The organism is Microcella sp., from assembly GCF_051860105.1.
Taxonomy (GTDB): Bacteria; Actinomycetota; Actinomycetes; order Actinomycetales; family Microbacteriaceae; genus Microcella.
The window spans coordinates 1-19026 of record NZ_JBHYEO010000031.1 but is presented as its reverse complement, the minus strand read 5'-3'; the positions used below and the strand labels follow the sequence as shown (position 1 = coordinate 19026).

The following is a 19026-nucleotide window of genomic DNA, read 5'->3' as shown; positions in this document are numbered from 1 at the left end:
CCGACGCCGTCGTGCTCGCGACCGGCGGCAACGGCCGCCTCTACCGGCACACGACCAACCCGCCCGTCTCGACGGGCGATGGCGTGATTCTCGCCTACGCGGCCGGAGCGGCGATCGCCGACCTCGAGTTCGTGCAGTTCCACCCGACGGTGCTCGCCGGGGGAGGCCTCGTCTCCGAGGCCGTGCGCGGCGAGGGCGCGACGCTGCTCGACGCCGAGGGCCGCCGCTTCATGCTCGACATCGACCCGCGGGCCGAGCTCGCCCCCCGCGACATCGTGGCGCGCGCGATCGCCCGCCAGATGCGGCTGCAGGATGGCCGACCGGTGCTGCTCGACGCGACGATGCTCGGTGCCGCGGTGCTGGCCGAGCGCTTCCCGACCATCGACGCGCTCGTGCGCGCGACCGGCGTGGACTGGTCGGTCTCGCCGGTGCCGGTGACGCCTGCCGCGCACTACGCGATGGGCGGCGCCCTCACCGACATGGATGGCCGCACCACGATTCCCGGACTGTTCGCTGTGGGCGAAACCGGGTCGACGGGCGTGCACGGGGCCAACCGGCTCGCCTCCAACTCGCTTCTCGAGGCCCTCGTCGTGGGCTGGCGCGCGGGCGACGCCGTCGGCGCCGCGGGCTCGGTGCCCGCGCTGCCCCTGCCCGCCCTCGCCGCCGCGTCGCCCCTGCCCGCCCGCGCCGCCGCGCCGCCCGCCCCGCCGCGCGTCTCCACAATTCAGGAGTCGCTGCCGGTCGAGCAGCTCGACACCCCCGTGCCGGTCGCCCGCGCGATCGCGCCCGACGCCCTGCTCGACGGGACGCTCCTGTGGACGGCCGACCGCATCCGCGACCGTGCCTGGCAGGCGCTCGGTCTGGAGCGCACGGGCGACGAGATGGCCGATTTCGCACGAGAACTCGGGGATGCCCGGCCCGCCGACGATGAGGCCCGCTCGTTGCTGCCGCTCGCGCGCTTGACCGCCGCGGCCGCGCTCGCCCGCACGGAATCGCGCGGTGCGCACTGGCGCGACGACTTCCCCGAGACCGACCCCGCGCAGCGCGTGCGGCGTGTCGTCGTGCGGCCCGATGCCGAATCTCCTGAATTGTGGAGATCGGATGCTCGCGAGGAGGTTCCGGCATGAGCGACGAGCTGACCGGTGCGACCCTCGCGGGTGTCACGGCGATCGTCGATCGAGCCCTTGACGAAGACGCCCCCTGGGGCGACGCCACGAGCGAGGCCGCCATCCCGGCGAGCGCCACGGCCACCGCGCGCATCGTCAGCCGTGTCGACGGTGTCTTCGCCGGCGGCCGAGCCCTCGAGCTCGCGTTCACGCGCGTCGATCCAGCGTTGAGCGTCGAGCGGCACCTCGCCGACGGCGACCCGCTCAGCCCTGGCGCCGTCGTCGCCACGATCACGGGCGCAGCGCGGGGCATCCTGCGCGGGGAGCGCGTCGCCCTCAACTTCGCCCAGCGGCTGAGTGGCGTCGCGACCCTCACGCGCCGCTACGTCGACGCGGTCGCGGGTGCGGCCTCCGCATCCGGCCGCCCCGTGCGTCTCGTCGACACGCGCAAGACGACCCCCGGCCTGCGGATGCTCGAGAAGGCAGCCGTGCGCGCCGGCGGCGGCCACAACCACCGCTTCTCGCTCAGCGACGCGGTGATGCTGAAAGACAACCACCTGTCGGTGCTGGAGTCGCAGGGGCTCGACCTCACGGGGGCGATCCGGGCCGTGCGCGCCCGCATTCCTCACACGATGCACCTCGAGGTCGAGGTCGACCGGCTCGACCAGCTGCCCGCCGTCATCGCGGCCGAGCCCGACACGATCATGCTCGACAACTTCACGCTCGACGACCTGCGCGCGGGCGTCGCCCTCATCGCGGGCCGTGCCACCGTCGAGGCGAGCGGGGGCGTGACTCTCGACACCGTGCGCGCGATCGCCGAGACCGGGGTCGACGTCATCTCGGTCGGCGCGCTCACCCACAGCGCTCCCGCGCTCGACCTGGGGCTCGACATCGTGATCGACGCGGCGCTCTCGGGCACCGAGCAGGGCGGCGCTGCCGGCGGCGCGCGCTAGCGAGCATCCGTGACCCTCATCGATCTCGATCAGGCGGCCACGACCCCCGTGCGCCGCGAGGTGCTCGAGGCGATGTGGCCGTGGCTCACGGGCGAGCATGGCAACCCCTCGTCGACGCACGCGCTCGGCCGTCGGGCTGCCGACGCGCTGGCGGATGCCCGCTCGCGCATCGCCCGCCTCGCCGGCGTGCGCCCGGCGCAGGTCGTGTTCACGAGCGGCGGCACCGAGAGCGACAACCTCGCCGTCATCGGCCTCACCCTGGCCGCGATCGCGCGCGGCCGCGACCGGCACATCCTGGTCAGCGCGATCGAGCACGAGGCGGTGCTCGAGTCGGCCGCGTATCTCGAGCGCTGGCACGACGTCGAGGTCACGCGCATCCCGGTCGATGCCGACGGCGTGGTGGATGCTGATGCTGCGCTCGCCGCCCTCCGACCCGGCACGGCGCTCGTGAGCGTGCAGGCCGCGAACAATGAGGTCGGAACCCTGCAGCCGCTCGATGCGGTGCTCGCGGCCGCGCGCTCCGTCGGCGCCCTCGTGCACACCGATGCCGTGCAGTACGCAGGGTGGTACCCGCTGGCGGGGCTCGCCGCGCTCGACGCCGTGACGATCTCGGGCCACAAGCTCGGCGCCCCGAAGGGTGTCGGCGCGCTGCTGCTGCCGACCGGCGCGGCGATCGAGCCGCTCATCCACGGCGGGGGGCAGGAGCGCGACCGCCGTTCGGGCACCGAGAACGTGGCCGGGGCCGTGGGGCTCGCTGTCGCGCTCGAGCTCGCGGAGGCGGAGCGCGAGGCGCATCCGCTCGCCGTGCTCGAGGCGCGGCGCGACGCGTTCATCGCGCGCGTGCTCGAGACCGTTCCCGGCGCGCGGTTGACTGGTCACCCCGCGCGGCGGCTGCCGTGCCACGCCTCGTTCGTCGTGCCGGGCATCGGCGGCGAGCCGCTGCTCATCGCTCTCGACGACCGCGGCATCCTCGCCTCGAGCGGCTCGGCGTGCGCCGCCGGCCGCGACGAGCCCTCGCCCGTGCTGCTCGCGATGGGCTACGACGCCGACACGGCCCGCACCGCGATCCGCTTCAGCTGGGGGGCCTCCACAATTCAGGAGTCGCTCGACACCGCGGCGCGTGAGCTCGCCGAATCAGCGGCCTTTTTGCGCGGGTTGGGCTGAGCATCCGCCGAATCTCCTGAATTGTGGAGATGCGCCCGGCGCGGCAGGTCCTGAATGGTGGAGACGCGCCGCGCGAGACGCGTGCCCGATTCGTGGATGCCCGCCGCGCCGCCGGGCCCGTTCGCACCCGCGCGCGGGATACTGGAGCAGTGCCGACCTACCGTGACGAGATCGTCGTGCTGCGCACCCACAAGCTGGGTGAAGCCGACCGCATCGTCACGATGCTCAGCCGCAATCACGGCAAGATCCGCGCGGTGGCCAAGGGGGTGCGGCGCACGGCGAGCAAGTTCGGCGCGCGCCTCGAGCCGTTCATGGTCGCCGACGTGCAGCTCTACGCCGGCCGCAGCCTCGACATCGTGCAGCAGGCTGAGAGCCTCGGCTCGTACGGCGCCGAGATCTCGAGCGACTACGGCAGCTACACGGCCGCCAACGTCATGGTCGAGACGGCCGACCGCGTCACGGGCGACGACGGCGGGGGAGTGCAGCAGTACCTGCTGCTGGTCGGCGCGTTGCGGTCGCTGGCCCGTGGCGATCATCCGCCCGGTCTGACGCTCGACAGCTACCTGCTGCGGTCGCTCTCGATCGCCGGATGGGCGCCGACCTTCGGCGACTGCGCCGTCACCGGCGCGCCCGGCCCCCACAGCGCCTTCGTGGTGCAGCTCGGAGGCATGGTGGCCGACGAGGTCGCCCCGCCCGGCGCTCCGCGCGTCAGTACCGAGACGCGCGAGCTGCTCGCCGCCCTGCTCACGGGCGACTGGCAGACGGCCGAGGCGGCCTCCGAGCGCGCGCGGGCCCAGGCCAACGGCATCGTCGCGGCCTACGCGCAGTTCCACCTCGAGCGCGGGCTGCGGTCGCTGCCGCACGTCGACCGCCACGACGCGCGGTACGACGCGCGCGAGGCGGAGCGCGAGGCCGACCGCGACCTGGCCCACGCCGCCGCGGCGGCCTCCACAATTCAGGAGTCGGCGTGAGCAAAGAGCCGCGACACGCCGAGCCGCTGCGCCCGCTCGACTGGACGGGCGAGCAGCCTCCTGAATTGCGGAGAGAACTCGTGCCGAACCACGTCGCCATCGTCATGGACGGCAACGGTCGCTGGGCCAACCGCCAGGGCCTCACCCGCGTCGAGGGCCACCGCGCCGGCGAGGCGAGCCTGCTCGATGTCGTCGCGGGCGCCGTACAGATCGGCGTGCAGCACTTGAGCGTCTACGCCTTCAGCACCGAGAACTGGAGCCGCAGCCCCGACGAGGTGCGCTTCCTCATGGGCTTCAACCGCGAGGTGCTGCGCCGCCGACGCGACCAGCTCGACGCCTGGAACGTGCGCATCCGCTGGGCCGGGCGCCGCCCGCGCCTGTGGCGCAGCGTCATCAGTGAGCTCGAGGAGGCGCAGGCCCGCACGGCGAGCAACACGGGCCTCACCCTGACGATGTGCGTCAACTACGGCGGACGCGTCGAACTCGTGGATGCCGTGCGCGCCCTCGCCGCCGACGTCAAGGCCGGTCGCGTCGATCCCGCGCGCATCACCGAGCGCTCGATCGCCAAGCACCTCTACGAGCCCGACCAGCCTGACGTCGACCTCTTCGTGCGGTCGAGCGGCGAGCAGCGCACGAGCAACTTCATGCTCTGGCAGAGCGCCTACGCCGAGATGGTGTTTCTCAACACGCTCTGGCCCGACTTTCGGCGGCGGCACCTGTGGGATGCCATCGAGGACTACGCGCGCCGCGACCGCCGCTTCGGCGGGGCGGTGGATGCTCCTTCCGCGTAGCCCGCGAGCGCGCGGCTGCACGACCCGTGATCAGTAGACTTCTCGGCATTGCGTTACTCGGCGCCGGGCATCCAGCTCGGCCGGAATTGGAGACCTCCCCGTGGCTGCCCCCTCTCGGCTCGACAACGTCATCGCGCTCGCCAAGCGGCGCGGCTTCGTCTTTCAGGCCGGTGAGATCTACGGCGGTTCGCGGTCTGCCTGGGACTACGGACCCCTCGGTGTCGAGCTGAAGGAGAACATCAAGCGCCAGTGGTGGCGCTCGATGGTGACCCGCCGCGACGACGTCGTCGGGCTCGACTCGAGCGTCATCCTGCCCAAGCGCGTGTGGGAGGCCTCCGGCCACGTTGAGGTCTTCAGCGACCCGCTCGTCGAGTGCCTCAGCTGCCACAAGCGGTACCGCGCCGATCACCTCGAGGAGGAGTACGAGGAGAAGAAGGGTCGTGCCCCCGAGAACGGGCTGAAAGACATCGCGTGCGTGAACTGCGGCACGCGCGGGCAGTGGACCGAGCCGAAGGAGTTCTCGGGGCTGCTGAAGACATACCTCGGCCCGGTCGAAGAAGAATCCGGGATGCACTACCTGCGCCCCGAGACCGCGCAAGGCATCTTCGTCAACTTCGTCAACGTGCTCAACGCGGCCCGCATGAAGCCCCCGTTCGGCATCGGCCAGATCGGCAAGTCGTTCCGCAACGAGATCACGCCCGGCAACTTCATCTTCCGCACGCGCGAGTTCGAGCAGATGGAAATGGAGTTCTTCGTCGAGCCCGGCACCGACGAGGAATGGCACCAGTACTGGATCGACACCCGCCTCGCCTGGTACACCGATCTCGGCATCAACCCCGACAACCTGCGGCTCTACGAGCACGCGCAGGAGAAGCTCTCGCACTACTCCAAGCGCACCGTCGACATCGAGTACCGCTTCGGCTTCACGGGCTCGGAGTTCGGCGAGCTCGAAGGCATCGCCAACCGCACCGACTTCGACCTGAAGACCCACAGCGAGCACTCGGGCGTCGACCTGTCGTACTTCGACCAGAGCAAGGAAGAGCGCTGGACGCCGTACGTCATCGAGCCCGCCGCCGGCCTCACGCGCTCGCTCATGGCCTTCCTCGTCGACGCCTACTACGAGGACGAGGCGCCCAACACGAAGGGTGGCGTCGACAAGCGCACCGTGCTGCGCCTCGACCGACGCCTCGCGCCCATCAAGGCAGCGGTGCTGCCGCTGTCGCGCAACGAGCAGCTCTCGCCCGTCGCGCGCGAGCTCGCCGACCGCCTGCGCCAGCACTGGAACGTCGACTTCGACGACGCCGGCGCGATCGGCCGCCGCTACCGCCGCCAAGACGAGATCGGCACGCCGTTCTGCGTCACGGTCGACTTCGACACCCTCGACGACCAGGCCGTCACGGTGCGCGAGCGCGACACCATGGCGCAGGAGCGCATCCCGCTCGAGAAGCTCGAGGCGTACCTGGCCGGCGAGCTGCTCGGCTCGTAGCCCCGCGCCCGCCACCCCGACGACCCGCGCCGGTCTCCACAATTCAGGAGTCGCGGCGCGGGACAGGGCATCCACGGGTCTCTGTCGGTGTGTCGACGCCCGCCGACGTCGTCGACTCCTGAATTGTGGAGGCGCACCGGGGTCGGGGAGTCCCTCACACGGAGCGAGCGCGGGCGGTGGGCCGCCGAGGGCCGCGACGGGCGGTCGGGTCGCGCGCGGCCGGGGCATCCTGCGGCGATGGATGCTGCGCACCTTGTCGCCCGCTACGGCGGCGCCCTCGACCGACGCCGGCTGCACGAGCTCGGCGCCACCGATCACGATCTGCGCCGGGCACTGAGAGCCGGATCGCTCAACCGCCCGCGTCGTGGCTGGTACTCGACCTGGCCTGAGCGCGACCCGCGATTTCGGGCGATGAGGGTCGGCGGGCGGCTCACCGGCATCAGTGCGGTCGCCGCGCTCGGCGGCTGGGTGCTGGATCGGCATCTTCTTCACGTGGCGGTGCCCACCAACGCCGCCCGCCTGCGCAGTCAATGGCGTCGCGACATCCGGCGGGCGGATGCTCGCCCTGACGGTGCCGTCATCCACTGGGTCGCGCCGGCGCACGACCGGGGTTCCTCGACCGGCATCGTCGACCTCGCCGAGGCGATCGAGCTCGTCTGCCGCACCGAGCCCGCCGAGCAGGCCATCGCCGTGCTCGACTGGGTTCGCCGCACGGGCCGGCTCGATCGCATCGAGCTCGCCGAGCTGAGCGAACGGCTCGGGCCGCTCCGCTGGCTCGTCGAGGCGAGCATCGAGAACTGCGATTCGCTGCCCGAGAGCCTGGCGCGCACGCGATTGCGCGCCGCGGGCGTACAGGTCAGCACGCAGGTCGGGTTCACCGATAGCCCCGAGCGCATCGACCTGGTGCTCGAGGGGGCGGTGGCCGTCGAGGTCGATGGAGACGAGCACCACCGCGAGCGGTTCGAGGTCGATCGTGCGCGCGACCTGGCCATCACCCGGGTCGGGCTGCACGCGGTGCGGCCGAGCGCCCGGCACGTCTTCACCCGCTGGCCCGAGGTGCAGGCGGCTCTGGTGCGCGCGCTGCGCGAGCGCGGCATCCTCGTCGATCTCCACAATTCAGGACTCGCGCAGGTCGGGAGGCCCGCGACACGCCGTGAGAGCGCTCCGCCGGGTCTGGTGGCGGCCAAAGCTCCTGAATTGTGGAGACCCGCCCGCGCGGGGTGAGGTGGGAATACCCCCGGGCGGGCCGCGTTGACCTCAGCATGAGCAACCCCATCGACGTGCAGATCTGGTCCGACGTGCAGTGCCCCTGGTGCTACATCGGCAAGCGCAAGTTCGAGGCCGCCGTCGAGCATTTCGAGGGCGACGTCACGGTCACGTACCGCAGCTTCGAGCTCGCACCCGACACCCCGGTCGACTTCGAGGGCTCGCCCGTCGACTACCTCAGCCAGCGCAAGGGCATCAGCCCTGAACAGGCCCAGCAGATGGTCGACCGCGTCAGCGGAGTTGCGGAGTCCGTCGGGCTCGAGTACCACTACGACCGCATCCACCAGACCAACACGGTGCTCGCGCACGAGCTGCTGCACTTCGCGAAGGCGCACGGCAAGCAGCTCGAGCTCAAGGAGCGCCTGCTGCGCGCCTACTTCACCGAGGGTGGCCACATCGGCCGCGCCGCTGATCTGGCCGAGTTCGCCGCCGAGGTGGGGCTCGACCGCGATGCCGCAGCAACCGCGCTCGCCGAGCACACCTACCTGCCCGACGTGAAGGCCGACATGGCGCAGGCAGTCGCGTACGGCATCCAGGGCGTGCCCTTCTTCGTCATCGACGCGAAATACGGCATCTCCGGCGCGCAGGATTCCGCGACCTTCCTGGCCGCACTGCAGCAGGCCGCGGCCGAGCGTGAGTCGGCCCCGATCGAGGCCTCATGACGATGGATGCTGCACCGAAGCCCTTCGCGATGCTCGGCGACCCCGCCGCCGAAGCGTGTGAGGGCGACGCCTGCCTGATCCCCGCGCCCTCGGTTAGCTCGGTCGCCTCCACAACTCAGGAGTAGCAGCAGTCCCAGCCGCGCGACACGCCGTGCGAGCGCTCTCACGCGGCAGTGCGCGCGTCCGTCTCCTGAATTGTGGAGACGAGCGAGGGGTCAGCGCGGCGCGAGCGGCTCGCTGATGTCGGCGACGACGGCACCGAGGGCGGTGAGCAGCTCGTCGGCCTCGACGAAGAGCGAGTAGGCGTGCTCGCCCGCGCCCATCGACACACGTCGCCCCACCATGCCGGCATCGGCATACACGGGCCAGGCGGTCGTCGAGCCGAGCGGCGTGATGGTTCCGCGCTCGTACCCCGTCGCTGACAGCGCGAGCTCCGGCGAGGGCAGCTGCAGCTTGTTAACCCCGACGAGCGCCCGGAGCTTCGGCCACGAGATCTGCCGGTCGCCGGGGATGAGCGCGAAGAGGAACGTGTCGTCGCTGCGCTTCACGACGAGCGATTTGACGATGTCGGCTGGGGTGATGCCGAGCAGCGATGCGGCCTCTTCGAGCGACGAGGCCCGCATCCTCTCGATGAATGCGACCGTCAGTCCGCGCGCCGCTGCATCGGCCGCTACCCGCTCGCGTCCGCTCTCCGTCAAGGTCCCGCCTCCCGAGTTCTAGGCTGAGCCCATGAGCAACGGCGCACCCCTGAGAGCGGGCATCATCGGCTTCGGACTCGCGGGTCGAGTCTTCCACGCCCCCTTCCTCACCACGAATCCGGCGTTCACGATCGCGGCGATCGCGACGAGCGACGAAGCCCGTGCCGCGCAGGCGCGCGCCGCGCATCCGGGTGCCGAGATTCTGTCGACGGATGCCCTTCTCGGGCAGGCCGGAGACCTCGACCTCGTCGTGCTCGCGTCGCCGCCGCACGTGCACCGCGAGCAGGCGGTCGCGGCGCTCGAGGCCGGGGCGGCGGTCGTCATCGACAAGCCCTTCGTGCCCACCGTCGCCGACGCCGAGGCGATCATCGCCGCGGCCGACGCGGCAGGGCGGCCGCTCACGGTATTCCAGAACCGGCGGTGGGACGGCGACTTCCGCACCGTCACGACGCTGGTGAATACGGGCGCGCTCGGAACCGTGCACCGCTTCGAGTCGACGTTCGAGCGCTTCGGCGCCCCGAAGCGCGATCAGTGGCAGGGGCAGATCAGCCCCGCACAGGGCGGCGGAATCCTCTTCGACCTCGGCAGCCACCTCATCGACCAGGCGCTCACGCTGTTCGGTCCCGCGACGCTCGAGGTTGCCGAGCTGAGGGCCGTTCGCGAGGGCCTGGGGAGCGAAGACGACGCCTTCATCTCGCTGTGGCACGAGAACGGCGTGCGCAGCCACCTCACGATGAGCCGGGTCGCGGCGCAGAGCGGACCGCGGTTCCGCGTGCTCGGCGATGCGAGCGGCTACACCGTCTACGGCCTCGACGGGCAGGAGCCTGACCTCAAGGTCGGCCGCTGGCCCGGCAGCGAGGGCTATGGCGAGACGCCGAAGGCCGACTGGGGCCTGCTCGGCATCGACAACGGCGAGCAGCCGCTCGTGCCCGTGCCCACCGAGGTCGGCGGCTACCCCGACTTCTACGCGCAGGTGGCGGCGAGCATCCGCGATGGTGCCCCTGTGCCGGTGGATGCTCGCCACGCCCTCGAGACCGTGCGCATCATCGAGCAGGCTCACGCGCTCGCAGCCCGCTGAGCCCGCGTGCCGGCGCTGACAGCGCATCACGGCGCGACCTGGGAGAATAGGCGTACCATGTCGACCGCCACGCTGCCCTCAACGCCTCAGGCCGCGCCGCTCAGCATCGGCCCGATCCCGCTGAGCGTGCCCGTCGTGCTCGCACCCATGGCGGGCATCACGAACACGGCGTTCCGGCGGCTGTGTCGCGAGTACGGCGCGGGGCTCTACGTGAGCGAGATGATCACGAGCCGGGCGCTCGTCGAGCGCACGCCCGAGAGCCTGCGCCTCATCACGCACCACGAGAGCGAGACGGTGCGCAGCATCCAGCTCTACAGCGTCGACCCGACGACGGCGGGGGAGGCGGCGGCGTTCCTCGCGGGCGAGGGCCTCGCCGACCACATCGACATGAATTTCGGATGCCCCGTTCCCAAGGTCACGAAGAAGGGCGGGGGAGCCGCCCTGCCGTGGAAGCTGACGCACTTCAGGAACATCGTCGAAGCGACCGTGAAGGCCGCCGGCGACATCCCCGTGACCGTCAAGATGCGCAAGGGCATCGACGCCGACCACCTCACCTACCTCGAGGCCGCGAAGGCCGCCGAGGGTGCCGGCGTCGCGGCCGTCGCCCTGCACGCGCGCACGGCCGCCGACTTCTACTCGGGCACCGCCGACTGGGATGCCATCGGAAAGCTCAAAGAGTCGATCACGAGCATCCCCGTGCTGGGCAACGGCGACATCTGGTCGGCGCAGGATGCCCTGCGCATGGTCGAGCAGTCGGGCTGCGACGGCATCGTGGTCGGGCGCGGCTGCCTGGGCCGGCCGTGGCTCTTCGGCGACCTCTCTGCCGCGTTCAGAGGTGAAGAGCACAAGGCCATGCCGGGCCTCGGCGAGGTCGCCGACGCCTTCCGCCGCCACGCCGAACTGCTCGTCGAGTTCTTCGACGACGAGGCGAAGGCCTGCCGCGACATCCGCAAGCACGTGGCCTGGTACTTCAAGGGCTACGCCGTCGGCGGCGAGCTGCGCGCCCGCCTCGCCGCGGTCGAGAGCCTGCAGCACATGGACGACCTGCTCGGCGAGCTCGACCGCGACGCGCCCTACCCGGGCGAGGCCGCTGAGGGTCAGCGCGGTCGCGCGGGCACGCCGAAGAAGCCCGCTCTGCCCGATCGCTGGCTCGAGAGCCGCGAGCTCACGGGCGCGAGCCGCGCCGAGGTCACCGCCGCCGAGCTGCACCACTCGGGCGGCTGAGCATGCACGACGACCTCACGCCGGGCTACGGCCCGGCCGATGCCGAGCGCTGGCTGCCGGAAGAGCACAACGGGAGCAAACGCAGCGACTTCGCGCGCGACCGCGGGCGCCTGCTGCACTCGAGCGCTCTGCGCCGCTTGGCCGCGAAGACCCAGGTGCTCAGCCCCACGGCCGGCCTCGACTTCGCCCGCAACCGCCTGACCCACTCGCTCGAGGTCGCGCAGGTCGGCCGTGAGCTCGCGACGAGCCTCGGCCTCGATCCGGATGTCGTCGACACCGCGTGCCTCGCCCACGACCTCGGGCATCCGCCCTTCGGGCACAACGGCGAGCGCGCCCTCAACGACTGGGCGGCCGGCTTCGGCGGCTTCGAAGGCAACGCGCAGACCCTGCGCCTGCTCACGCGCATCGAGCCGAAGGTGCTCGGCCCCGACGGGCGCAGCTACGGTCTCAACCTCACGCGCGCGAGCCTCGACGCGAGCACGAAGTACCCGTGGCCTCAGTCGCAGGGAATCCCCGACCCGAGCGGTCGCAGCAAGTTCGGCTTCTACGACGACGACGCGGCCGCCTTCGAGTGGATGCGCGGCGGCTCGCCCGACCGCGTGCGCTGCATCGAGGCGCAGGTCATGGATCTGAGCGATGACATCGCCTACAGCGTGCACGACTTCGAAGACGCCATCGTGAGCGGCTACCTCGATGTGCCGGCGCTGAGCGCCCGCGTCGACCACGACGCCCTCGTCGACGCGATGTTCGAGTGGATCGGCGGCGAGATCAGCCACGACGAGCTCATCGTCGCCTTCGATCGTCTCGACCACCTCGACGCGTGGATCGAGTCGTGGGACGGCTCGCGCCGCGACCTGGCCCGGCTGAAGAACCTCACGAGCCAGCTGATCGGTCGGTTCGCGCATGAGGCCGTGCACGCGACGCGCGAGGCGCATCCTCAGGGCGCGCTCGCCCGCTTCGGGGCCGACGTCGTCGTCCCGCGCGAGACGCAGGCCGAGATCGCCGTGCTCAAGGGCATCGTCGCGGCCAACGTCATGTCGACGAACGCCCGTCAGCCCATCTACGCCCGCCAGCGGGCGCTGCTGATCGAGCTCGCCGATGCCCTCTGGGCAGCGGGCCCGGATGCGCTCGATCGCGCCTTCGCCGACGACTTCCGAGCGGCCGGCGATGACGACGCACGTCGGCGCGTGATCGTCGACCAGGTGGCCTCCCTCACCGACCAGAGCGCCATGACCTGGCACGAGCGGCTCGTCTCCTGAGCCTGTCGGCCGCGGCGACGGTGCTCAGCACCCCGGGCCTAGAATCGGCCCTGTGGCAGGCCTGATCCGACGCAGCGACATCGACGAGGTCAGGTCGCGCACGAATCTGGCCGACATCGTCGGCGACTACGTCACGCTCAAGAGCGCGGGCGTCGGCTCGATGAAGGGCCTGTGCCCGTTCCACGACGAGCGCAGCCCCAGCTTCCACGTGCGCCCTCAGGTCGGCTTCTACCACTGCTTCGGGTGCGGCGAAGGCGGCGACGTCTTCACCTTCCTGCAGAAGATGGACCACGTCACCTTCAGTGAGGCCGTCGAGCGCCTCGCCGGCCGTCTCGGCTACACGCTCCATTACGAGGATGGCGGGCCCGCCGCCGACCAGGGCAACCGCAGCCGCCTGCTGGCCGCCAACGCGGCCGCCGAGCAGTTCTTCCGCGACCAGCTGGGCACGCCCGCGGCCGAGCCCGCGCGGCGATTTCTCGGCGAGCGCGGCTTCGACGCGATCGCGGCTGAGCGGTTCTCGATCGGCTTCGCCCCCCACTCGTACGAGGCCCTCGGCGACCACCTGCGCGGGCTCGGCTTCACGGCGGAGGAGCTGCTGGCCTCGGGGCTGCAGGGCCAGGGCGATCGCAAGCCCTACGACCGGTTCCGCGGTCGGTTGATCTGGCCGATCAAAGACGTCACGGGTCAGACCCTCGGGTTCGGTGCGCGCAAGCTGCTCGAGACCGACAACGGGCCGAAGTACCTCAACACCCCCGAGACGCCCGTGTACAGCAAGTCGAAGGTGCTCTACGGGCTCGACCTCGCCAAGCGCGACATCGCGCGCGGCAAGCAGGTCGTCGTGGTCGAGGGCTACACCGACGTCATGGCCTGCCACCTCGCGGGCATCACGACGGCGGTGGCGACGTGCGGCACGGCCTTCGGCAGCGACCACATCACGATCATCCGGCGGGTCATGGGCGATGTCGACAACCGCGACTCGCACGGGCTCGGCGAGGTCGTGTTCACCTTCGACCCCGACGAGGCGGGCCAGAAGGCGGCGAGCCGCGCGTTCGCCGACGAGCAGCGCTTCGCCGCGCAGACCTATGTCGCCGTCGCGCCCGACGGGCTCGACCCGTGCGATCTGCGCCTGCAGCGCGGCGACGACGCCGTGCGCCTGCTCATCCAGGGCCGCAAGCCCATGTACGAGTTCATGGTGCGCCGTCAGCTCGACCTCTACGACCTCGAGACCGTCGAGGGGCGGGTCGCCGCGCTGCGCGCGACGGCCCCCATCGTCGCCGGCATCCGTGACGAATCGCTCTCCATCGGGTACACCCGCACGCTCGCCGGGTGGATCGGCATGGAACCGACGGAGGTCGCGCAGGCGGTGCGCGCCGCACGCCGCGTACCGGTGCGCAGCGCGGCACCCCGAACGGTGCCCGCCGGCACCGCAGCTCCGGGCCCGTCGCCCACCGACGCCGTGGCAGCGGGGGAGGGCGCGCCTCGCATCCCGGTCGGCGACGCTCACGCCGCGATGGCCGACGCGGTCGTGCCGACCATCGGCATCGCCCAGCTGCCGAACGACCCGGTCACGCGCCTCGAGCGCGAGCTGCTCATGGCGCTGCTGCAGCATCCCGATCAGATCCCGCTCGAGACGGCGCGGCGGGCGCTCCACACGGCATTCAGCCAGCCCGCTCTCGCAACCGTGCGCGACGCGCTGCTCGCGGGGCTCGACGCCTACGGTTCGAGCGAGTGGGCCCGCCGGGTGGCTGAGGAGTCGCCGCCCGCCTTCAGCCCGCTCGTGACGCAGCTCGCGATCGCGCCGCTGCCGATCCGCGAGGGCTTCGCGGCCGAGTACTGCCGCGGGGTGACGACGTCGCTCATCGAGCGCGATCTGCTGCGGCGCAAGACCGAGCTGCTCGGTGCGCTGCAGCGCACCGATGCGACCGCCGAGCCCGAGCGGCATCGTTCCCTGCAGCGCGAGCTCGTCGAGCTCGAGGCCGAACGTCGCCGCGTGCGCGGAGACTAGGATCGCTCGCGTGACAGAACCCGCCGTGCGCGCCCGCGACCTCACCCTGCGCTACCGGGGCGGGGCCGGCAGTCGGGCGGTGCAGGCGATCACCGGTCTCAGCCTCGATATCGCGCCGGGTGAGACGCTCGCCGTCGTCGGCGACTCCGGCAGCGGCAAGAGCACGCTCGCGCGCGTGATCGCCGGCTACACCTCGCGCAGCGTTCCGCGCGGCGTCGAGATCGTCGGGGGCGCTCTCGAGGTGCTTGGCGTCGATGTGCGCCGACTCGGCCGACGCGACGATGATGAGCTCGCCCTCCGGGTGGGCTACGTGCCGCAGGATGCCGGACTCGTGCTCGACCCCCACCTCACGGTCGGTGAGAACGTGGCGATGCCGCTCTTCCAGCGCGATCGCTCCTTCTCGAAGAAGCTCGCGGGCGGCATCGTCGCCGAAGCGATCGACGCGATGCACCTGACCCTCGCCACCATGCCCAAGTACCCGCACGAGCTCAGCCGGGGCCAGCGGCAGCGTGTCGCGATCGCCCGCGCGCTCGTGCTCGACCCCGACCTCCTTGTCGCCGACGAGGCCACCTCGGGGGTCGACGCCACCGTCCGCGGCACGATCCTCGGCCATCTCGCCGAGGTGCAGCGGCGCCGCGGGTTCGCCGCCTTCGTCGTGAGCAGCGAGATCGGCGAAGTGCGACGGCTCTCGCATCGTCTCGCGGTGCTCCACCGTGGCACGATCGTGGGCATGGGAGGCATCGACGAGGTGCTCGATGCTCCCGGCCACCCCTACGTGCAACGGCTGGCCGACCTGTCGCGCGCGCGAGCGTGAGACGAGCAGCCGACCGACCGAGAGAGAAGCGAGCGCTGTGACCGCCCCCGACCGCATGTCCTCCTCCGCCACCTTCGCGGCGGATGCCGCGTTCCTCCTCACCGATCAGCATCGTGATCCGCTCGCGGGTCAGGGCAGGGTGCCCGAGCACCGACCCGACCCGGGTGAGATCGCTGTGCTCCCGCTCGCCTCACCCTTCTTCTCCGAGGCGGTGCAGGCGGGCGGCGGCGCCATCGGCGACCTCTCCGACCGCACCCGCGGCCTCGTCTGGCTGAGCGAGAAGCGTGCGGAGGAGCTGACCGAGATCCTGGCGGCACACCCGGGCATCGGCTGGGTGCAGCTGCCGTGGGCGGGTGTCGACGGCTTCGCCGAGGTGCTCGCGCACTACGCCGACGGGTCCGGCCCGCTGTTCACGAGCGCGAAGGGCGCCTACTCCGAGCCGGTCGCCGAGCACGCGGTCGCCCTCGCGCAGGCGGTGCTGCGCGAGCTGGCGCCCAAGGCGCGCGCGGCGCGCTGGGCCCCCGTACGCACGGGGCTCTCGCTCTACGGCCGCCACGTCGTCATCGTCGGCGCCGGGGGCATCGCGGTCGAGATCATCCGACTCCTGCAGCCTTATCGGGTGCGCATTACGGCCGTCCGACGGTCCGCGTCGCCGCTCGCGGGCGCTGATCGCACCGTGATGACGGATGCCCTCGCCGATGTGCTGCCGACCGCCGACGTGCTCATCCTGGCGGCCGCGTCGACGGGCGAGACCCGTGCTCTCATCGGTGCTCGCGAGCTCGCCCTCCTGCCGGAGACGGCGGCGCTCGTCAACATCGCTCGTGGTGCTCTGATCGATCAGGATGCCCTCGCCGACGCCCTGCGCGAGAAGCGCCTGCTCGGGGCCGGCCTCGACGTCACGAGCCCTGAGCCGCTCGACGACGACCATGCCCTCTGGCGTGAGCCACGGTGCATCATCACCTCGCACTCGGCCGACACTCCTGAGATGACCGCACCGCTGCTCGCGCGCCGCATCACCGACAACGTGCGGGCGTTCCTCGGCGACGGGCGCTTCGTCGGCATCGTCGACCCCGCAGCGGGCTACTGAGTGCGCGCCGAGCCCTCGCGATTCTGCTAGGTTGGAGGGGCTGTTTCAGCGATCCTCGATAGCTCAATTGGCAGAGCAGCCGGCTGTTAACCGGCAGGTTCTTGGTTCGAGTCCAAGTCGGGGAGCCACTCTCCTCATCCGCGCATCACGCCTCCGACGTGGTGCGGCACCGTCTCCCGTCGGAAGGGGTCCGCGATGCTCGCGATGACCACCACCGGGCCGATCGCCGACCCGATGATGCTCGTGATCGTGCTCGGCGCATCCACAGTGCTCCTGCTCGTCATCGGCATCGTGCTGCTCGTCGCGTGGCTGCGGGCGCGCGGACGCGCACGGCGCACGGCGTTCGACCGGGCCGCGGCCGAGCGTCAGCGCATCGACCTCGAGCTCGGGCTGGCCGAGCAGACCGGTCGCTTGCGCATCATCCGCGAGCTGCACGAGGTGTCGGTGCACGCGCTCTCGGTCATCATCAGCCAGGCCGACGGTGCCCGGTACGCGGCGACCGCTGATCCTTCGGCCGCGGCGCGCGCCGCCGCCGTCATCGCTGAGTCGGCGCGCACGACCTTAGGCGATCTGCGTCGGGTCATGGGGCTCGCCCGGGAGGGCGAGGCGAGCGCGTCGCCGCAGCCGCGCCTCAAGTCGACGCGCGAGCTGTTCGCCGTCATGCGCGACAGCGGTCTCGAGGTCGAGTTCGACGAGTCGGGCGACCCGTTCGATCTGCAGCAGGGCGCCGAGCTCGCGATCTACCGCATCCTGCAGGAGGCGCTCGCGAACGCTCTCAGCTATGGCGGCCCGGGCACGGTGGCGCGCGTGACCTTCACGTGGGGCGTCGAGGGGCTGCACGTCAAGGTCGATGACGACGGCATCCGTGCGTCAGCGCGACGCGACGGCCTCGACCCGAACGACGCGAGCGCGGTCGGCTACACGATCGACGACGACCTCAAGGCGCTCACCGATGAGCCGAGCGGCCGCGGAATCCGCGAGATGCGATCGCGCGCCGAGCTCTACGGGGGCATCCTCACGGCGTCGACGGTTCCGGGAGTGGGGTTCTCCCTCTCGGTCGTGTTCCCCGCGCTCCGGTTCCACAATGGGGTGCATGGGGTGAAGCTGGACCGGTCGTGACCACGACGCCCTCGCCCGTCAGGGTGCTCATCGCTGACGACTCCCCGCAGCAGAGGGCCGGCTGGCGCATGGTGCTCGAGTCGCAGCCCGACATGACGGTCATCGGCGAGGCGGGCGACGGCGCTCGCGCGCTCGCGATCGTGCGGCGCGAACCTGCCGATGTCGTGCTGATGGACCTCCACATGCCCCGCGTCAACGGCCTCGCCGCGAGTGAGCGCATCACGCGCGACGCGATCGTGCGCGAGCTCGGGGCGGTTCCGCGCATCGTGCTGGCCACCGCTCTCGACCTCGACGATCACGTGGCGGAGGCGGCACGCGCGGGCGTGTTCGCCGTGGTTTACAAAGACGTCGATCCGGAGTCGCTGCTCGAGATCGTTCGCGCGGCAGCATCATCAGAGTCCGGTTCCGATGAGCGCCGAGGCTGAACGCCGAGCCGCCTGGCGCGCGTCTCTCGCGGTGGGCCTGGCGGTCTCGGCGTACGGCATCTCGTTCGGCGCTCTGGCGGTCGCGTCGGGGCTCGACATCTGGCAGGCGTGCGTGCTGAGCCTCGTCATGTTCTCGGGCGGGTCGCAATTCGCGCTCATCGGGGTGCTCGCCTCCGGCGGCGCGGCGGCGGGGCCCGCGGCCATCGCGGGCGCGACGCTGCTCGGCCTGCGCAACGGGCTCTACGCCATCCGCGTGTCGCCGATCATCGGCCCCGGCTGGGCGAAGCGGCTGCTCGCCGGTCATCTGACGATCGACGAGTCGACCGCGGTGGCGACGGCCCAGCCGACGCTCGCGAGTCAGCGGGTCGGGTTCTGGGCGACCGGGGCGATCATCTACGTCGGCTGGAACCTCATGACGCTCCTGGGCGCCGTGCTCGGCGACCTGCTCGGCGACGTGCGGCAGTTTGGGCTGGATGCGGCCGCAGGCGCGGCCTTCCTCGGTCTCGTGTGGCCCCGGCTGCGAGCCCTGCAGCCCGTCGCCGTCGCGGTGGGATCGGCTGTGGTCGCGGCCGTGCTGCTGCCCGCGCTGCCGCAGGGCGTGCCCGTGCTCGTGGCCGCGCTCGTGGCGGTGGCGGTCGGCGTGCCCAACCTGTTCGGCCGTCGTCCCGGCCCGGCCGTGCCCGCGACCGATGTGCCGAGCGCAGGGGAGGGGCGATGACGGTCTGGCAGATCATCCTGCTCGCGTCGATCCTCGTGTTGGCGACGAAGCTCCTGGGCTATCTCGTGCCGCCGCGCGTGCTCGAGGCGCCCACGGCCGCGCGCACCGCCGAGCTCACGACCGTCGCGCTGCTCTCGGCTCTCATCGTGGTGCAGACCATCGGCGACGGGCAGGGCATCGTGATCGATGCGCGGCTTCCG

General features: G+C 71.6%; 19 protein-coding genes and 1 tRNA gene. 19 read left to right on the top strand and 1 reads right to left on the bottom strand.

The annotated features are described in order from the left end of the window. The 8 genes from ACTIE9_RS12310 to ACTIE9_RS12275 all read left to right on the top strand — a co-directional run. The coding region (locus tag ACTIE9_RS12310; RefSeq protein ID WP_439565863.1) for an FAD-binding protein at window positions 1-1127 on the top strand (1127 nt) is incomplete at its 5' end. Continuing rightward, the gene (gene nadC, locus ACTIE9_RS12305; protein WP_439565862.1) at window positions 1124-2059 is read left to right on the top strand and encodes a carboxylating nicotinate-nucleotide diphosphorylase; all 936 of its coding nucleotides are present in this window, start codon (window positions 1124-1126) and stop codon (window positions 2057-2059) included. The genes ACTIE9_RS12310 and nadC, both read left to right, overlap by 4 nt. A gap of 9 nt (window positions 2060-2068) precedes the next feature. Then, entirely contained in the window at window positions 2069-3223 is a 1155-nt protein-coding gene (locus ACTIE9_RS12300; protein ID WP_439565861.1) for a cysteine desulfurase family protein, read from the top strand. Window positions 3224-3372: 149 nt separating this feature from the next. Then, the gene (gene recO / locus ACTIE9_RS12295; RefSeq protein ID WP_439565860.1) at window positions 3373-4194 is read left to right on the top strand and encodes a DNA repair protein RecO; all 822 of its coding nucleotides are present in this window, start codon (window positions 3373-3375) and stop codon (window positions 4192-4194) included. Then, entirely contained in the window at window positions 4191-4985 is a 795-nt protein-coding gene (locus tag ACTIE9_RS12290; protein WP_439565859.1) for an isoprenyl transferase, read from the top strand. Before recO ends, ACTIE9_RS12290 begins: the two co-directional genes overlap by 4 nt. Window positions 4986-5085: 100 nt before the next feature. Next, a complete protein-coding gene (locus tag ACTIE9_RS12285; RefSeq protein WP_439565858.1) occupies window positions 5086-6471 on the top strand; it encodes a glycine--tRNA ligase in 1386 nt (461 codons plus the stop codon). Between the two features lie 237 nt (window positions 6472-6708). After that, on the top strand, window positions 6709-7695 hold the full coding sequence (locus ACTIE9_RS12280) for an endonuclease domain-containing protein (protein ID WP_439565857.1): 987 nt from the start codon (window positions 6709-6711) through the stop codon (window positions 7693-7695). A gap of 38 nt (window positions 7696-7733) precedes the next feature. Beyond that, window positions 7734-8399: a DsbA family oxidoreductase gene (locus tag ACTIE9_RS12275; RefSeq protein ID WP_439565856.1), complete on the top strand. Its 666-nt coding sequence runs from the start codon at window positions 7734-7736 to the stop codon at window positions 8397-8399. A gap of 215 nt (window positions 8400-8614) precedes the next feature. Here the strand turns inward: ACTIE9_RS12275 and ACTIE9_RS12270 are convergent, their stop codons facing one another. Beyond that, entirely contained in the window at window positions 8615-9097 is a 483-nt protein-coding gene (locus ACTIE9_RS12270) for an aminoacyl-tRNA deacylase (RefSeq protein ID WP_439565855.1), read from the bottom strand. Window positions 9098-9128: 31 nt separating this feature from the next. Between ACTIE9_RS12270 and ACTIE9_RS12265 the strand changes: the two genes are divergently transcribed. From ACTIE9_RS12265 to ACTIE9_RS12215, 11 genes are all read left to right on the top strand, one after another. Beyond that, complete coding sequence (locus ACTIE9_RS12265) at window positions 9129-10175, top strand: Gfo/Idh/MocA family protein (protein ID WP_439565854.1); 1047 nt, start codon at window positions 9129-9131, stop codon at window positions 10173-10175. A 57-nt stretch (window positions 10176-10232) separates the two neighbouring features. Continuing rightward, entirely contained in the window at window positions 10233-11399 is a 1167-nt protein-coding gene (dusB, locus tag ACTIE9_RS12260; RefSeq protein WP_439565853.1) for a tRNA dihydrouridine synthase DusB, read from the top strand. Between the two features lie 2 nt (window positions 11400-11401). Continuing rightward, a complete protein-coding gene (locus ACTIE9_RS12255) occupies window positions 11402-12658 on the top strand; it encodes a deoxyguanosinetriphosphate triphosphohydrolase (protein WP_439565852.1) in 1257 nt (418 codons plus the stop codon). A gap of 52 nt (window positions 12659-12710) precedes the next feature. Continuing rightward, window positions 12711-14663 carry a DNA primase gene (gene dnaG, locus ACTIE9_RS12250; RefSeq protein WP_439565851.1) on the top strand — a complete coding sequence of 651 codons (1953 nt, stop codon included), beginning with the start codon at window positions 12711-12713 and terminating at the stop codon, window positions 14661-14663. Between the two features lie 10 nt (window positions 14664-14673). Continuing rightward, window positions 14674-15477: an ATP-binding cassette domain-containing protein gene (locus ACTIE9_RS12245; RefSeq protein WP_439565850.1), complete on the top strand. Its 804-nt coding sequence runs from the start codon at window positions 14674-14676 to the stop codon at window positions 15475-15477. A 37-nt stretch (window positions 15478-15514) separates the two neighbouring features. Further along, window positions 15515-16564 carry an NAD(P)-dependent oxidoreductase gene (locus ACTIE9_RS12240; RefSeq protein ID WP_439565849.1) on the top strand — a complete coding sequence of 350 codons (1050 nt, stop codon included), beginning with the start codon at window positions 15515-15517 and terminating at the stop codon, window positions 16562-16564. Between the two features lie 52 nt (window positions 16565-16616). After that, window positions 16617-16692 (top strand) — tRNA-Asn (locus ACTIE9_RS12235). A 67-nt stretch (window positions 16693-16759) separates the two neighbouring features. Continuing rightward, window positions 16760-17683, top strand: a complete 924-nt coding sequence (locus ACTIE9_RS12230) for a sensor histidine kinase (RefSeq protein ID WP_439565848.1) — start codon at window positions 16760-16762, stop codon at window positions 17681-17683. Further along, on the top strand, window positions 17680-18108 hold the full coding sequence (locus tag ACTIE9_RS12225; RefSeq protein ID WP_439565847.1) for a response regulator: 429 nt from the start codon (window positions 17680-17682) through the stop codon (window positions 18106-18108). The genes ACTIE9_RS12230 and ACTIE9_RS12225 overlap by 4 nt, the downstream gene beginning before the upstream one ends. After that, window positions 18092-18826, top strand: a complete 735-nt coding sequence (locus ACTIE9_RS12220; RefSeq protein WP_439565846.1) for an AzlC family ABC transporter permease — start codon at window positions 18092-18094, stop codon at window positions 18824-18826. Before ACTIE9_RS12225 ends, ACTIE9_RS12220 begins: the two co-directional genes overlap by 17 nt. After that, window positions 18823-19026 (top strand): AzlD domain-containing protein (locus ACTIE9_RS12215; RefSeq protein WP_439565845.1); only part of this gene is annotated, 204 nt, incomplete at its 3' end. The genes ACTIE9_RS12220 and ACTIE9_RS12215, both read left to right, overlap by 4 nt.

Coding starts and splice junctions, on each gene's coding strand:
- ACTIE9_RS12220 (WP_439565846.1), top strand. CDS start 18,092: ATGAGCGCCGAGGCTGAACGCCGAGCCGCCTGGCGCGCGTCTCTCGCG.
- ACTIE9_RS12255 (WP_439565852.1), top strand. CDS start 11,402: ATGCACGACGACCTCACGCCGGGCTACGGCCCGGCCGATGCCGAGCGC.
- ACTIE9_RS12265 (WP_439565854.1), top strand. CDS start 9,129: ATGAGCAACGGCGCACCCCTGAGAGCGGGCATCATCGGCTTCGGACTC.
- ACTIE9_RS12275 (WP_439565856.1), top strand. CDS start 7,734: ATGAGCAACCCCATCGACGTGCAGATCTGGTCCGACGTGCAGTGCCCC.
- dusB (WP_439565853.1), top strand. CDS start 10,233: ATGTCGACCGCCACGCTGCCCTCAACGCCTCAGGCCGCGCCGCTCAGC.
- ACTIE9_RS12280 (WP_439565857.1), top strand. CDS start 6,709: ATGGATGCTGCGCACCTTGTCGCCCGCTACGGCGGCGCCCTCGACCGA.
- nadC (WP_439565862.1), top strand. CDS start 1,124: ATGAGCGACGAGCTGACCGGTGCGACCCTCGCGGGTGTCACGGCGATC.
- ACTIE9_RS12230 (WP_439565848.1), top strand. CDS start 16,760: ATGCTCGCGATGACCACCACCGGGCCGATCGCCGACCCGATGATGCTC.